Source organism: Cytobacillus oceanisediminis, assembly GCF_007830235.1.
Lineage (GTDB): Bacteria > Bacillota > Bacilli > Bacillales > Cytobacillaceae > Cytobacillus > Cytobacillus oceanisediminis.
This window is the reverse complement of record NZ_VLKI01000039.1, coordinates 1-15,775: the sequence shown is the minus strand read 5'-3', so window position 1 is coordinate 15,775 and position 15,775 is coordinate 1. Positions and strand designations below refer to the sequence as shown.

Here is a 15,775-nt window from a genome sequence, read left to right as displayed (position 1 = left end):
TGTAATACGCTCTTTTTCCGTTGCGATGGCCATAAAACGAGAGCTTAATTGAGGCTGACCACCTAACCAGCCAAAGAACCATGAAAGGTTTGTAAATAGCATAGCCCCTAAGGCAATCCCATTTAAGCCTCCAACCCAGCTATCTGCACCATTTCCCATATTCGCAAGCTCAGTTGAAATACTTAATCCTTGATTTTTTATTTCCATGAAAGCTGCAATAGGCACGATAATGAATGAAACAAGCATTAAAAAGCTTTGAATCGTATCTGTCCAAACGACAGACATAAAGCCACCCATACAAGAATAAGCAATAATGATTACGGCGATAATAATCGTTCCCCATGTTATATTAAAATCAGAGAATGAATAAATGGTTTTCCCTATACCTGAAGATTGAGCAGCTAAATAACAAACGAAGAATAAAACCAAAACAGAAGAAGCTAACCAGCGAATCATATCTGCATGTTTAGGGAATTTGACAGCAATATAGTCTGTTAAACTATTCACCTTATATTTTTGTTGTTCGGTCATAAAGCGTTTCGATAAGAATAACCAGGAAGCCATAACTCCTAAAAACATTCCGGATAAAATCCAAATACCTAATAAACCCGCTGCGTAAATAAAACCGATTGCCCCTAAAAACATATAAGCTGATTCTCCGGTAGCACGCTCAGAGAATGCAAGTGCCCAACCAGGAAGCTTATTTCCACCTAAAAAATAATCATTATGTGATAAGTCCTTCTTGCTAAAATAAATTCCAATTGCCAGCATCGCAATTAAATATAAGGCAATTTCAACATATACAACCGTGTGCATAACTTTATTCCTCCGTCTGATTAAAGTAAACAATACCTAGTGGTTTTATCAGATATTATTTCAGAATTTTTCATTTTTCAATAATCATATTTCAAACTTGAAGCAAAATTTTTAGAAATTTTCACAAATTTTAAAGCGCTTGGAGAAAGCTGAATACTGTGTTTGTGTGCAATTCCGACGTGTCTAACATACGACTCATAAATTTTTTTCGGATAAGGGTATTAGGTGCATGAATTAAAATCGAATTCGGCACGATTGAAATACCTAAATTTTCATTTACCATCGTCAAAATGACTTGGTCAACGGATAATTCATAAACGATATTAGGGTGTATTTTATTTTCGGATAAGATGCGTGAAACATCACGGTCAATGGTTCGCTTTGGCATTATCCATCGTTCATCTTTTAATTGCTCTAGGTGAAGTTTATCCTCCTTCGCCAACGGATGATCTTTCGCCATTATGCAAACGAGTTCATCATCAAAAATAGAATCAAAAACAAGATTTTTCGAATGCGGCTTTACTAAAAAACCGATATCGATAATCCCATTATGCAGCCATTCCTCGATTTGATCGTAATCTCCCTCCATCAAACGAATGTGTAAGTTAGGATGATGTTGTACAAAGTACGCTAATACTTTTGGTAATAAAACGAATGAAACACTTGGAAGAATACCAAAAAGGCGTACATTATGTTCAAAATGTACGCCTTTTTGGTGAAAATTCAACATCTTTTACACATTAAACGGACAAAATTAATTATGTCCACTATGTATAATATATGAGCGTTAGCGTTCCCTTTACTTTGAAGAAGGGTCGTGTAACCTTGATAGGTGTTGGAGCAGAGGCAGCTGCTACTTGTCCATGAGAAACACGACCCTGCAAGGTTCATAGTCAAGGGCATATATTATACATATCTAATATGTTAGAGCCTTTTAAAATCAAGGAATTTTCACCTCTAGTCTTGATAACATACGCTAAGCAAATTTCGACATAAAAAAGGCCGATTTTTCCTACGCTAAGGGATCATCGGCTTTTTATTTAATGTATCTTCCCGTTGATTTCTCTAATTTGTTGTACCACATTTTCATCCAATTTTTTTATTACTTCGTAAAGTAGTTCAACTGCATGATCCAAATCATCGCGGTGTACAATTGAAACATGACTATGGATATATCTAGCAGGAACACTTACAACCAACGTTGGCACCCCTTGATAGCCAAGGTGAAACTTTCCAGCATCTGTACCTCCTCCAGGCATGATGTCAATCTGATAAGGAATGGAATGCTCTTCGGCAATAGATACGACAAAATCACGAAGTTTTGGATGAGGGATCATACTTCGATCAAAAAAACCCAGTAATGGTCCTTTTCCTAAATTTGTATGTCCTTCTTTTTCTTTCATTCCTGGCGTATCTCCTGCAACTCCTTCATCTAGGGCGAACGAAATGTCAGGATTGATGGTATTCACCAATGTTTCAGCTCCTCTGAGCCCTACCTCTTCTTGAACAGTAGCACCTGCATATAGCACATTGGAATACTCGTTTTCTCCCGCAATTTTTTCTAATGTTTTTAATGCAACGTAGCAGCCAGCTCGGTTATCCCAATGACGAGCCACAATAGTTTTGGATTAAGTAAAACTTCAAATGGGCAAATGGTGGCTATCGGATCGCCCACTCGCACCCCAAAACTTTCAGCCTCTTCCTTACTGGAAGCACCAATATCGACAAACATTTGATCCGTTTCTAAAACATTTTTTCTTTCTTCTATAGAAAGGACGTGAGGGGCTTTCGAACCGATTACCCCGTAAGATCTCCTTTTCTTGTAAGTACCTTTACTCTTTGAGCCAACATGACATGCCCCCACCATCCACCGATGGTTTGGAATCTCAAGAAACCTTCCTGGTTATATGCCTCACCATTAAGCCGACTTCATCCATATGCCCTGCAATCAAAATTTTCGGTCCTTTGTTCCCTACCTTACCAACAATACTCCCTAGATGATCTTTAGTGATTTCAGTTGTAATTTGACGGATATTTTCCTCAAGGACTTGATGAATGCGTGCTTCAAAACCTGAGGGCCCTTCCGTTTCTGTCAGCTGCTTCATTAAGCTTAAATTTTTATCCACTATGCATCCCTCCACCTTAGGATGCCATGTACATTACTATTTTATGATAAAGCTTCATCGGTGTAAGCTATAGAAATAATACTTATGCTTCTCAAAAAATTTGTTTTTCCCTAATATTTAGTGATAATTAAAGTTCTTAAATTTTAATAGTATAAACCCTGTTCGAAAAATATTAACATTAAATTAAATTTTTCACCCATTTAAAAGAACGATAACGTAAATATAAAAGTATTGCCCGTAAATAATTGTCTAGAGCAATGGAAATCCAGACACCGATAAGTCCTAATCCAAAATAAACACCCAGAACATAAACCCCTACGATCCGAATCGCCCATATTCCTATCGCTGTCATATACATCGGGAACTTCGTATCCCCGCCAGCCTGCAAGGTAGCAGTCAAAGAAGCAACAATGGCGGTTGCTGGCTGTGTGATTGTATCAATTCCAAGAACCACCGTAATTAAACTGATAACCACTGTATTTGTCGTAAAGATCGGACTGATCTGTTTAGAAAATAAAAAAACAATAAGCAATGTCACAGTCATAGACAAGGACATTAACTTTATTGATGAAAGACTGTACTTCTTTACATCATCCATTTCTCCAGATCCTATGCTTTTCCCTACTAACGTTGTGGTTGCCGTAGCGAAACCTGTTCCAATGACCGATACGAAAATCGTCAAATTCCCTGCCAAGGTGTGAGCTGCATAAACCTCAGTTCCCATTCGTATAATCATCCCAAAGTAAATGATTATGGTCTAGTTAACGTATGTTTTCCGTGTTTTGTTGGTAGGACCCCATGCCCATCAAGCTAAGGCAAATCATTACCCCTAAAAACGAAAAAACGCTATTCTTTCTGTAATATCATGGAAAGTCTGGTGTTTTTTATGTGTCGAGAGATTTCAGACGAACTTATCCTCTTTTCATAGGAACTACAACGAACTTTGTCTCCACAAGCTCTCCAAGTGCTATCCAAAAAGGTCGGTTTTTTCAAAGGACGAGTAAGCACCAAGCTAAAGATTTAATAGCGTTGTGCGTGTGGTTAAGCCAAAAAGTAGCGAGTACTTCTCTGACACAGTTATGTAGTTGTCTAGAATCTTCAACCGGAGTCTTGATAAGTCCTGAAGGACTTAATCAACGATTTAATCCTTCTGCTGTCAGGCTCTTACAACACGTATTAACTTCCTTACTTACTCAAAAGCTATATACCTCTCGGTTATTCCTCATCGTTACACTTCTAAGTTTCAGCGTATACGAATCTTGGATTCTACGACCTTTCAACTCCCAGATATATTTGCCTCAGCGTATCAAGAATCTGGAGGCAGTAGCCATACAGCTGGCGTGAAGATTCAATTAGAATATGATCTTCTTAGTGGCCAATTCCTGCACGTTCACTCAGGACCTGGTAAGCAAAATGATAAAACCTACGGTTCTACTTGCTTACAAACGGTGCAAACAGGTGATTTATGTATACGCGATTTAGGATACTTTGACCTGAAAGATCTCCATCAAATGGATGAGGAAGGGGCTTACTATATCTCTCGGTTAAAATTAAACACTCGGATTTATCAGAGAAATCCTAATCCTGAGTACTACAAAAATGGAAAGGTAAAAAAGCAAACCGAGTATATTCAATTAAATGTAGAAGAAATTATGAATCAATTAAAACCTGGACAAACCTATGAGATTTCTCATGTTTATATCGGCCAGGATCAAAAGTTACCTACTAGAGTCATTTTCCATCGACTTACGGAAGAACAGACTCGAAAACGGCGAGAAAACCAAGCGTTAAAGGAGAAGAAGAAAGGCATTGTCATGAAAGAACGGAGTAAACGCTTGAGTGCGATGAATGTATATATAACCAATGCGCTATCTGATGATGTTCCAACGGAACACGTTCATAATCTTTACTCGTTACGTTGGCAAATCGAGTTACTCTTTAAAACATGGAAATCCTTCTTTAAAATCGATAATTGTAAAGAGATCAAAAAAGAACGATTAGAATGCCATCTCTATGGTCAACTAATTGCTATCCTCCTTTGCTCTTCTACCATGTTTCAAATGCGGCAGCTACTCCTCACCAAGAAAAAACGAGAACTCAGCGAATATAAAGCCATTTATATCATTAAAGATTATTTTTTATTACTGTTTCAATCGATACAAAAAAGCACCCAAGAGCTATCAAAGGTTCTGCTTCGCCTGTTCAACCTCCTACAGAAAAACGGGCGAAAATCTCACCGATACGAGAAAAAGACTGTCTTTGATATATTGGGTGTTGTCTATCAGTATACCATTTTTCACAAGAAAGCAGCATAGCGAAAAAAATGACCTATTTTAGTTTATTTAGCATGCATTTTTTCAGTAACATAGACAATTGTTTTGTAGAAAAGAATCTACTCTAATCATAAATCGGTATTAACTTGATGGGCATGTGGCGGTACCCCTACTTATAGAATTTTTCTTTTTTCGATATTCTTCTAAATCTTGTTCGCTTTTATTGGTAGCTCAAGGCTTCCACACCTTAGCTGTAGCGATATTTCCTCAGATCATTCAAAATAGAGATTTCCTGTAATAATTTCTCTCCAACATTCGTTTCCAGAACCTTTTTTCTCTCTAGTTCTTTATCCACCACTCTTTTTACTGATAACACATCTGTTCCGTTTAAGAGGATATTTTCTTTTGAATTAAAATGTTTATGAGCAACTAGTTGCATACCGCAGGCATTATATAATAACGTGTATCCAGCTATACCTGTTTTGGATTGATACGCTTTTGAAAAACCACCGTCAATAACTATCATCTTTCCATTTGCTTTGATTGGATTTTCTCCTTCAATTTCCTTAACGGGTGTATGACCATTTATAATATGACCGTGATCAGGGTTAAGATTAAATTCAGCTAGGATTTTACGGCAAATTTCCTCATTTTCACGTAAATGAAAATATGGGTTCTTCTTCTCTTTATGGGTTTCCTTATTTTTAATGAAATACCTCTCGAAAGTTGTCATTGCTCTTTTCCCAAAGAGTGATGAATATTCTCCTGTCCATAAATACCAGACCATATCTGTTGCCAGATCATCTGTCTCTTCGGGATGTGCAAAAGCATGGCGCAGATATTCTTCAAAAACATCAAGTAAATTACGGCCTGCATAGGTTTTATCTTCAATCACCATTTTTTCCATATCTCCTTCTTTATCTAAAGGAATGCAGCCATGTATTAATAAGTTCCCGTTATATTTTAAATAAAGGCTTCCTTTCTTCATAAGAAAGTTCAAGTGTCTAGCTAGCTTTTCCGAGTGCTGCACAGCAAGTAATAACCTTTCCATCACCTGCTCTTCTTCCTTTAATAATTGATCCGGCTGCAAGGGATTAACCGTTGCAAAGCAGCTATTTTCTATTGGATACGTTTCCCCATGTATCGTTATTTCGTTTTTGTCATAATCAATTTTCTCAAGCAACATCCTTTCCGACATATTAAAGTAAGGACGTCTTTTGATGATCGGCATTTCAAGTTTGAACTGAATCATGGCAATGGCTTGATGAATTTTCGTAATCTGCGATCGTTCATGATCAGATAAGTTTTCATCTGAACTTACTTTTGGTCTAAAGACTGGATTGTCATCATAGTATTTCTCCGCAAGGTTAAGTAGAGGTATAAGATTGATGCCATATACATCTTCAATAATATCCAAATTGTTATATCTAGCACAAATACGAATAATATTAGCAAGACACACCTTTGAACCAGCAAATGCACCTAACCATAGTACATCATGATTTCCCCACTGAATATCAACGGAATGATAATTGATTAGAGTATCCATAATTTTATCAGGTTCAGGTCCACGATCATAAATATCCCCCACTACATGCAGATGGTCCACAACCAATCTCTGCGTCGTATAAGCAAGGCCTATAATGAGCTTATCAGCCTGATTTAAAGAAATAATTTGCTGAACAATTTTTGCATAATACTGTTCCTTATTTGTGAATTCATCCGTTTTGTATAGTAGTTCTTCAATAATATAAACAAACTGATCGGGCAATGCTTTACGTAATTTAGAGCGTGTATATTTAGAGGAAGCATACGAAATCAGATGAATCATATGATCAATGATTTCTATATACCATTGATAGAGTTCTTGTTTATTTCTGCAGTTAACCTTAATCAACGATAATTTTTCTTCAGGATAATAAACTAATGTAGCAAATTCATTAATTTCTTTCTCAGATAACACATTTTTAAAAAGGTCTTTGATTTTCTCCTTTACATTCCCTGAACCATTTCTTAACACATGTTGAAAGGCTTGATACTCCCCATGTAAATCACTGACAAAATGTTCCGTCCCCTTGGGGAGATTAAGGGTGGCCTCAAGATTAATAAGTTCAGTTACCACTTTTTCTTCGCTATCATACTTTTGGGCAAGCAAATCTAGATATTTTACGTTCAAAATTATGTATCCCCTTTCAAAATTCATCATTTATTTTCCATTATTCAACAATAAAAACGTTTTATTTCCATCTTGAATGCTTAACAACTCAATAATGTCTATTCAGAGGGATCAGCTACAAGGGTTCTTTTTTGGTTGGGTTCCGCAAAGAGGCATTATGGTAAGTAGGTCTTATGGTTTCTATAAAAACAAAAAGCGCTAACCACTATATGTAATTTGTGCTTCTTTGGCTAAGGACTAACACTAAAAGAAAGATTGTCTAATAACATGGTAATAATTTAACACTTTAAAGTGAATGGGCAAATTATTACCTGTTATATTCCTGATTATTTGAATTAATTTCATAAATTGAACCCTTAGAGTCTCAATGGTTTTAAGGCGCAGAAAAAGGAGTACCTCCCCAAATAGTCGAAATGAGTAGTTACCACACTAAACTCTAAGACTCGAGGAAGACTCTCTATGACTATTATACGACAAGGAAGCCTATTTGACCTGCAAGAATTATATGAATTAGAACCTACCCAACGGTTTGAGGCTATTTTTTCAGCTATCGATATTGATCCAATCTTCGCTGTGGTTACGAAGAAGTCGCGTTTTGGCAGGCCTGTTGAGCTTAACTATGCAGCTATGATTTACTCCTTGGTTGCCAGAATTTCAGAACGGATTCCATTCATTAAAGATCTAGTTAAGCGATTAAAGAATGACCTGATTTTCCGTCTCGACTGCGGGTTTTTGGTATCTGATTCCGTTCCTTCAGAAGCTGCTTATTCAAGAATGATTACGATTATTTGTGAATCGAATGTTCTGGAAGAAGTTTAAGAAACACTTCTTCATCAAGCTACCACAGAAGGATTTATTACAGATGATACAGTTGCCATTGATGCTTCACACTTTGAAGCAAAAGATCAGGCACCTTCCAAGGTAGAAAAACCAAAAACTGAGCCAAAAAAACGTGGCCACAAATCAAAGGATGAACGAGAACAATATTTGACTGAAAAAGCAGAACACACAAGGCCGTTCATGGCTTCACCTTTATTTAATCCCCTCTGAATACGACGACGTAAGTCTTCATTAGATATGTAATCCAAAATAAAATTGGCCTTTTCTATTCTTCCCATTTCATGTAAAGTATTAGCTAGTTTATTTTGTTTTGCATAGGATCCTAATTTACCCAAGATAAGCGAACCGGACACTTTTCCTTCTCTAATAGAATGCGCTAAATGGAATACGCATCAAAATTTTCTTGAATAATCTTTGTATTGATTCTTCCACGGAATAAATTTTCTAGACTAGGGAATTCACTCGGCTTTTGAATCGTATATAATTTGGCATCAGCTAAATCATGAAGCCGTGGTGCAAAACGAAATCCCAGTAAGTGGCTTAATTCAAAGAACAAGTCAATATAGCCAGCCGTATCTGTATAATGCTCCTCAATATTTAATTCTGTTTCATGATGAAGCAACTCATCGATGACATGTACAGCATCTCTTGCATGGGTATTAATAGCTTTCGTATAAAAAGAGGAGAATTGATCACTAGTAAACCGATAAATCGTTGCTCCTTTCCCAGTATCGTAATGCCACTTGCAGCACATTCCGTCCGATGATGAGGTACTGCCTGTGCTCGATTTATAGCATCATCATATAAACGCTTTTGTGCGGCATTTGCCATCTAATGATAGGAAACTTCTGGCGTAGCATCTATGTAAAGGAACAAGAGGATGAAGTATTATGAAGATTATTAGTGGAAACAATAAATTTTAATAAGTGCTTAATAATTATCTTTAGGTAAGTTATGTAAATCAGTTAGTATTTAGTTAAAATATCAAAAACATTTATATACTAAATTAAACGCTTAGAAATTGAAATAGTTTTAAAAAAATTATTATCTGCGAGTGATAGTAGATGCTTGAAATTTTAATAAAAGATGAACAAAATACACCCATTTATCTTACCCTTTATCGGCACATTCGTGATGCCATTCGAAATGGAGAAATAACTAATGGTATGCGTCTGCCTTCTATAAGATCATTACAAATGCAACTGAATATCAGTAAAACACCGATTGAAACAGCGTTTCAAATGTTAATCGCTGAAGGATACGTAATTAGCAAGCCACGATCGGGTTTTTACGCTATAAATCCACATGCTGCTTTGCCTACCAAACAATGTGAACTCTATACTGATCAAGAAATTAAAGGCATTAGCTGTCCACATATTGAATCTAAACCGACAATTGATTTTGATCCTTCTGCTGTTGACCCACATTGTTTCCCTATTCGAACCTGGAATAAGATGTTGAAAGAAGCTCTTGAAAATTTTTCAATGGATATTGGAAAATATGGTGATCTTCAGGGAGAATTTAAACTTCGCGCAGCACTAGCAGATTACTTATTTAATGCGAGAGGCGTTCACTGCACTCCTGAACAAATCATAATTGGCAGTGGAATAACGGATAGTATCCGAATAATTTGCCATCTATTTAACGATAATTCCCGAATAGCATTTGAAGAACCAGGATATAACTTGGTACGTAAACAATTTATAATGAATGGTTTTGAAGTATTACCTATCCAAGTAGGGGAAAAAGGGATTTCAGTTAATGATATAGAAGGTCGGCCCGCAAAACTTGCTTATATCACTCCTTCACACCAGTTTCCCACAGGATGTATTATGCCTTTTTCCGAAAGGGAACATTTTTTAAAGTGGGCAATTAATAAAGATGCATTTATTATCGAAGACGATTATGACGGAGAATTTAGGTATATTGGAAAGCCTATCCCTTCTCTACAAAGTTTAGATGGATATGACAGAGTGATATATATTGGCACTTTCTCCAAGGTATTTACACCAGCGTTACGAATGAATTACATGGTATTGCCACAAAAGTTATTGAAAAAATTGAAGGAAAGTTCTTATGAATTCACATCCGCCCCTTCTCGAATCACCCAATGGGCAATGATTTCTTTTATAGAACACGGACATTGGTATCGGCATATCCGTAGAGTACGTAAATTATACCGTAAAAAACATCATAAATTAATTGAGCTTATTCAGAATAATTTTCATGACCATATAAAAATTACTGGTCAAAATGCCGGCCTTCATTTACAAATCACGGTTAACACGAATCAATCCACAGAGACCCTGATAAAATCAGCTGCTGAAGAAGGAATAATTGTCTATGACTTTAAAAACATGTGGATGACCATAAGGACTGAGCCCTTCCCAAGATTGTATTTAGGGTTCGCTGGCGTGAGTGAGAAAGACATGGAAAAAGGAATAGAGTTATTAAAGAGGGCTTGGTTACCCTATCTTCAGTAACCCTTATGCAAATCTGACTTTTTAAATAGAACTAAACTGACCATTTATAAATGGTCAGTTTAGTTCTATTATTGTAAAGTGATAAATGATAGTTTATTGAAAGGATGAAGATAAAGATGAAAGAAACATTAAATTTAAAACATAAATTTGGGCATGGAATATCTCCTCAACAGTTTATGGACAATATGGAAACTAGAGTAATGGAGCAAAGCAAAATCTTAAATACGAAGGACCAATTTTTGTACATCTATGAAAATTTTTCATTGGAAAATAATACGGATAACTTGTTTTTTAATACTTTTCGTAATCCTCAAGATCTTTATTGCTTAATTCTTTGTACCGATTGGTGCCCAGACGTTATTTGGAATGTCCCGGTTCTTTTCCGGGTTATGGAACAATGCAACATTCCTACAGAAGTATTATTAATGGAAGAACACATGGAAACTATGGACCATTTTTTGACTGATGGAGTACGTAACCAACCGATTGCTGTCATCCTTGATAAAAATGGTAATGTATTGGGTAGGTGGGGAGCTCGTCCTGCCTATATTCAAGCTGTCATGGATCGATTTAAAAGTTCCAATCCTGACAAGGAAGCTCCTGATTACAAGGAGAAAATAGGAAAAGTATATGGAGAAATAGGTGAGTTGTACCATTTGGGAACTCACTATCAGAAAGTTATACTACAGGAATTAACTGTACTTTTTTCCTCTATAAAAGACTTTGGATAAAGTGTTACAATCGTTAAGGAAAGAAGGACATTACGTACGACCTAAGTGTACTAAGTCCCTATCTAATGGAACATATCGAACGATGGAGAAGAATTATGAATATTGTTAAGTCGTTCGTAGATATAGAACAATCTAACCAAATGATTCCTTATAATCCATGTACTGCAACGAAAATTATCGAGCATCGGAAGTTCAGCAAAAGAAAGAAGCTCAAGAATTTCCTTAGGCTTCTCATGGTAACAAGCAAAGCTATTGTAATGGGGATATTTGCTTACTTTATTATAATTAAGATGGATGTTTCTAAATATTCATCATTAGTGTTGAATACAAGGCCGGTTGTATCATCCTCAAAATCGCCGGATTAAACTTCCACAGAAGGACTTTTCAATCCTTCTGTGTCTTCATTTGCTTTTCCTTAAGCCTATAACTATTCCCTTTTAGATTGAAAATCCATGAATGGTGTAAAAGACGGTCTAACATAGCTGTCGCTATAATGGGATTTCCTACCATTTATCCCCACTCACCAAACCCTTTATTGGAGGTAAGTATAATTGAACCACGTTTTCTAGTAGTAGCTTCCTCGTAACATTCTGGATCTTCCCTACAAGTATCCTCAACGGAATGAATCAGAACTTCAATGGTTTGCAAGGTGAGTTCAAGTTCATTTTTGGCCTTCCCTTTTATCTCTATTAATTCTCACGCCTATTAGCCGAGCTTATAACACGTTATTCCTTACTAAACAGCGTGCTATTCGACGCAGGGAGAGCCTTTCAGAGCGTTACCTCCTCATTCGACTCCTTGACATAACCCTTCAGTTTTAGAAATCTAAAACTGCCTGACCTTTACCGAAATTGTGTGACCACATTTCATTTGAGCCAGGAACATTTCACACCATTTTAAGCTCCCTTTTGTTAAATATCGATTAATATATCTTACCTGGTTTTTGTTCTCAGAACATTATAGAAGCAGCTGTAAAAGTGATAGCCTCAGGAAATTGCAGATTAACAATGTTTAAATTTTTTCAAAAAAAAGAGCCAAATGGCTCACATTAATCTAAAGTTATTTAACTAATGCTGCTCTCAAATTAATACCATATTCCAAATAACCCTTTAAACAGGTCAACATATAAACCCAACCCTCTTTATTATTTATCAATTGACTTGTTAACTCATCATCATTTTCTTTAAAACCTTCTTCGTTAACTTCAATAATTGTACTCGAGTTATCCAACTCCTTTAGCGTAATTGTAACAATATGTCCTTCCCCCCACTGGAACACAATTTTCCTATTTATCTCTACTTCCATTACTTCTATATTCACTTGAGCATCGTATTCATCATATCTCAATGTAACCATCTTGCCTTGTTCCCATCTTTCAGAACTCGATGAGAACCAAAAATTCCCGATTTTTGAAGGATCTACGAAGGCTTCAAATACTTCATTAGATGGCCTAAATATTTTAATTTTCGTAAGGTTATTCATACTAAATCAACTCTCTTTCGATGTATTTAAGTTTCTCCCATTATCATTAGTTAAAATAAACAAATTTTAAACCCTTATCAGTTAGAACAAAACTGTGATTGGTTATATTGAAATTGGTGGCATGGTGTTTTCCGTTTCAAGCAGACTTTTCAAGTTGCTCAGAATAGCTGGCCAGCCATTGTTTAATCCCTCAAATGTATCTTCTTTATCTACAATGTCAGCAGGAACCAAATTTTCATGTTTAAGTGTTAGTTTTACAGTTGAATCCATTGGTGTTAACTCAAAAGTAACCTGCGACGGTTGCTTTCGAAAGGCTTTATCCTCAACATAAGTACAAGTAAAAGAAAGTAAGTGATACGGCTCACACTTTAGTATTTTACCGTAATCGGAAACTTGTCCATTCCGAGAATAGGTAATGCTTGATCCCTTGCCAATCGGATTGAATTTTGCTTCCGAAGAAGTATTTTTCGGTAAATTCACTGCTTGTCAAAGCCTCCCATAGTTTCTCTGGTGTCGTTGCAATGTAAGTCACATAAACAAATGTCGTGTTAGTCATTTTTATCATCCTCAAGATTATTTTTAAGTTCCAGTAGTGCTTCGATCCGATGCCGTTCATATTTTCCAATCCAGCGATCATATATCTCTGCGATAGGAGCGACATTCAGGTAATGTAGTTTATATCGCCCGTTCCATTCAACGACAACTAAATTCGCCCCTTCCAATATAACTAGGTGTTTTGTAACCGATTGACGGGTCATTTCAAGATGGTCGCACAACTCACTTAATGTTTGGCCATTTTTCTTAAAAAGCTGGTCAAGGAGTTGTCTTCTGCTTGAATCAGCGAGAGCCTTAAATATCTTGTCCATGAATCAATTATATGCAACCAATTGACTGCGTGTCAAATCTTGTGCTTTAAATTTGTGGCCTTATTGAATTGTTCTACACCGTTGATCAATAAGCCTTACTCCAGATAATGTCCCTAAAATGGAAAATGAGCGCTTATCCTTGTTCCAGGATAGCGCCCTATAACGGAATAACTAAGTAGCTTCAATTTGCTGGTTTTGTAAAAGATCATTTCTCGTTAATTTAGCTAAAGAATCTCTACTTTTCCATTACATTCACTACGACATTTCCAAACAATTCGTCTCCAAAATAACCTTCTAATCGGCATAATCCTGCACTTGGTAACATCATTGCTGATGGTTTATGATGATTAGCACCTAAATTCGGCGATAGTTGATTGCTACCTGCTGATTGAAAAACAGTTATTTCTTTACCTGTTTCTTTCCTGACTCCGATTACTTTAAGTGGCTTTGTTAAAATTTCTTTATCACCCCAGAAGTGCAACATATACTTCTGTGTTTCAGCAGCAATAATTGGTCCATGTCCAAATCCAATTTTTCCGTACTGATTGGCTATCTTTGGATTTCGATTCGGTTTCTGTTGAACAACCATTTAAGGCTATTACGGATGCAAATAGAATACTAAAAAAAGATTGAGTCGTTACTTTCATTCTATTCCTCCAACCTATCCGATAATTGTTATGTTCATATTCTATTAGGATATTTATCATTCCTGCTGTTTCAATTAGAAAAAGCTACCTAACATGGCAGCCATATCTTCAACTCTTGCTACCGTTCCATCTTAATATTAAGGTGTTTACTTAAAAATTTTCTTTTTCTACTTTTCACCTTTCACTACGGCATCTCTCAACGCATAATTTAGTTTTAGATTAATTCTATCAATTAATAAATAATATTGACTGTTTAAAAACGAGAATGCCGTATTGGAATGAATAATAACTTAAGAGTAATAGTGCTTTCTACTTTCTACAGCGATAAAATTTTGATGATTTGGCTTCTACTTACCATTCAAATATCATACTTTTCCTTTAAGATCGAGATCACTAAATCCTCAATTGTATTTTTTGTTTTAGCAGCATCTTCCCTAATTTTTTTCTTTAGTTTAGAAGGGATAGCGATTGCGAGGACTTCCAAGTCACTGTCAATATACACTCCTTCTAATCTCTTCGAAATATCTCCCTCAATTATAGATTCTTCAAGTAAAGCAAAAATGTAACCAGGTATATCTTCTTTAATTAAAATGGGTTTTACTTCAACGGTGATTTTGTTTTCTTTACCTAAAAAAACCTTTATGTTTTTTGGCCCTAGTTTAGAGTAAAAGAGCCCCATTGTTTTATAGAACTCCTGGGATTCTGTAAATTGAAATTTAGCAAAGCCTTTCTGTATTTTATATCCGATATCCCGAATCTTTTTTGCTGGTTTATAGCCTGCTTTTTCAATTTCCTCATAGGGGATTTGCTCTCCATCTTGCGTCTGAAGAAAGGACTGCAACTCTTCATTTAATAATAGAAAGTTTTCACCTTTTCCCTCTGGAGAAATAAATTCCTGGTACCATGCATAGTTTGTATCTTTGTAGTAAAAATCTTTTCCTTCATTTCGTTTCTGTTCTTCATAATAAGCAAAACGTTCAATTTCCTCTGGGGAAATGAAATAAAACTCTCGTTGTAGACTGACCTAGTCATTTGAGACAGTAATAAAACACCTTCTTAGGCTGCCATATCACCAAACTCTATTGGTGTGTGGTAGCCTAATTTTTCTTGGATACGCTCTTCGTTATAATACCTCATAAATTGATCTACACGTTCTCTTACTTCTTCTAAAGATAAAGAATTAAATTTAACATACTGAAATTCCTCTGATTTTAGGTTCGAATGAAAAGACTCAATTACTGCGTTGTCCCAACAGTTTCCTCTGCGCGACATACTACTGACTAAATCCTTCTCTTTTATTCGATTTTGATAGGCATAGGAAGAATAGACGCTTCC

14 protein-coding genes and 4 pseudogenes are annotated in these 15,775 nt (G+C 36.0%); 5 read left to right on the top strand and 13 right to left on the bottom strand.

Translation table 11 applies throughout. From position 1 onward, the window contains the following. The 4 genes and pseudogenes from IQ19_RS27260 to IQ19_RS27245 all read right to left on the bottom strand — a co-directional run. A partial coding sequence (locus IQ19_RS27260; RefSeq protein WP_422386973.1) for a sodium:solute symporter family transporter occupies positions 1-849 on the bottom strand: 849 nt, incomplete at its 3' end. Positions 850-946: 97 nt separating this feature from the next. After that, on the bottom strand, positions 947-1,546 hold the full coding sequence (locus IQ19_RS27255; RefSeq protein WP_242021142.1) for a LysR family transcriptional regulator substrate-binding protein: 600 nt from the start codon (positions 1,544-1,546) through the stop codon (positions 947-949). A 310-nt stretch (positions 1,547-1,856) separates the two neighbouring features. Next, positions 1,857-2,921, bottom strand: a pseudogene (locus IQ19_RS27250) (M42 family metallopeptidase). Between the two features lie 199 nt (positions 2,922-3,120). Continuing rightward, complete coding sequence (locus tag IQ19_RS27245) at positions 3,121-3,678, bottom strand: MATE family efflux transporter (protein WP_144546895.1); 558 nt, start codon at positions 3,676-3,678, stop codon at positions 3,121-3,123. A gap of 207 nt (positions 3,679-3,885) precedes the next feature. Here IQ19_RS27245 and IQ19_RS27240 point away from each other — a divergent pair. Continuing rightward, positions 3,886-5,257, top strand: a pseudogene (locus tag IQ19_RS27240) (IS4 family transposase). Between the two features lie 205 nt (positions 5,258-5,462). Here IQ19_RS27240 and IQ19_RS27235 read toward each other — a convergent pair. Continuing rightward, on the bottom strand, positions 5,463-7,391 hold the full coding sequence (locus tag IQ19_RS27235; protein ID WP_144546893.1) for a fructose-1,6-bisphosphatase: 1,929 nt from the start codon (positions 7,389-7,391) through the stop codon (positions 5,463-5,465). A gap of 459 nt (positions 7,392-7,850) precedes the next feature. Here IQ19_RS27235 and IQ19_RS27230 point away from each other — a divergent pair. Next, positions 7,851-8,396, top strand: a pseudogene (locus IQ19_RS27230) (transposase); the annotation flags it as partial. Here the strand turns inward: IQ19_RS27230 and IQ19_RS27225 are convergent. Further along, positions 8,387-9,092, bottom strand: a pseudogene (locus tag IQ19_RS27225) (Tn3 family transposase); the annotation flags it as partial. The pseudogenes IQ19_RS27230 and IQ19_RS27225 overlap by 10 nt on opposite strands. A 203-nt stretch (positions 9,093-9,295) precedes the next feature. Here IQ19_RS27225 and pdxR point away from each other — a divergent pair. The 3 genes from pdxR (at position 9,296) to IQ19_RS27210 (ending at position 11,810) form a co-directional block, all read left to right on the top strand. Continuing rightward, the gene (pdxR, locus tag IQ19_RS27220; protein ID WP_144546891.1) at positions 9,296-10,714 is read left to right on the top strand and encodes a MocR-like pyridoxine biosynthesis transcription factor PdxR; all 1,419 of its coding nucleotides are present in this window, start codon (positions 9,296-9,298) and stop codon (positions 10,712-10,714) included. 116 nt (positions 10,715-10,830) lie between these two features. After that, positions 10,831-11,445: a thioredoxin family protein gene (locus tag IQ19_RS27215; protein ID WP_144546889.1), complete on the top strand. Its 615-nt coding sequence runs from the start codon at positions 10,831-10,833 to the stop codon at positions 11,443-11,445. Between the two features lie 95 nt (positions 11,446-11,540). Next, the gene (locus IQ19_RS27210) at positions 11,541-11,810 is read left to right on the top strand and encodes a hypothetical protein (protein WP_144546887.1); all 270 of its coding nucleotides are present in this window, start codon (positions 11,541-11,543) and stop codon (positions 11,808-11,810) included. Between the two features lie 19 nt (positions 11,811-11,829). Here IQ19_RS27210 and IQ19_RS27205 read toward each other — a convergent pair whose 3' ends face one another. From IQ19_RS27205 to IQ19_RS27175, 7 genes are all read right to left on the bottom strand, one after another. Continuing rightward, positions 11,830-11,955, bottom strand: a complete 126-nt coding sequence (locus tag IQ19_RS27205) for an ATP-binding protein (protein WP_338422710.1) — start codon at positions 11,953-11,955, stop codon at positions 11,830-11,832. A 549-nt stretch (positions 11,956-12,504) separates the two neighbouring features. Next, entirely contained in the window at positions 12,505-12,927 is a 423-nt protein-coding gene (locus IQ19_RS27200) for an SRPBCC family protein (protein WP_144546885.1), read from the bottom strand. Positions 12,928-13,029: 102 nt separating this feature from the next. After that, complete coding sequence (locus IQ19_RS27195; RefSeq protein WP_199749570.1) at positions 13,030-13,407, bottom strand: SRPBCC domain-containing protein; 378 nt, start codon at positions 13,405-13,407, stop codon at positions 13,030-13,032. A gap of 68 nt (positions 13,408-13,475) precedes the next feature. Continuing rightward, positions 13,476-13,793, bottom strand: coding sequence for an ArsR/SmtB family transcription factor (locus IQ19_RS27190; protein ID WP_144546883.1), 318 nt, complete (start codon positions 13,791-13,793; stop codon positions 13,476-13,478). 235 nt (positions 13,794-14,028) lie between these two features. Continuing rightward, positions 14,029-14,382 (bottom strand): hypothetical protein, encoded by a 354-nt coding sequence (locus IQ19_RS27185; RefSeq protein ID WP_144546881.1) that lies wholly within the window; start codon positions 14,380-14,382, stop codon positions 14,029-14,031. A 416-nt stretch (positions 14,383-14,798) separates the two neighbouring features. After that, complete coding sequence (locus IQ19_RS28820) at positions 14,799-15,119, bottom strand: hypothetical protein (protein ID WP_242021140.1); 321 nt, start codon at positions 15,117-15,119, stop codon at positions 14,799-14,801. A gap of 377 nt (positions 15,120-15,496) precedes the next feature. After that, positions 15,497-15,775: integrase core domain-containing protein (locus IQ19_RS27175; protein WP_144542830.1), on the bottom strand; the 279-nt coding region annotated here is incomplete at its 5' end.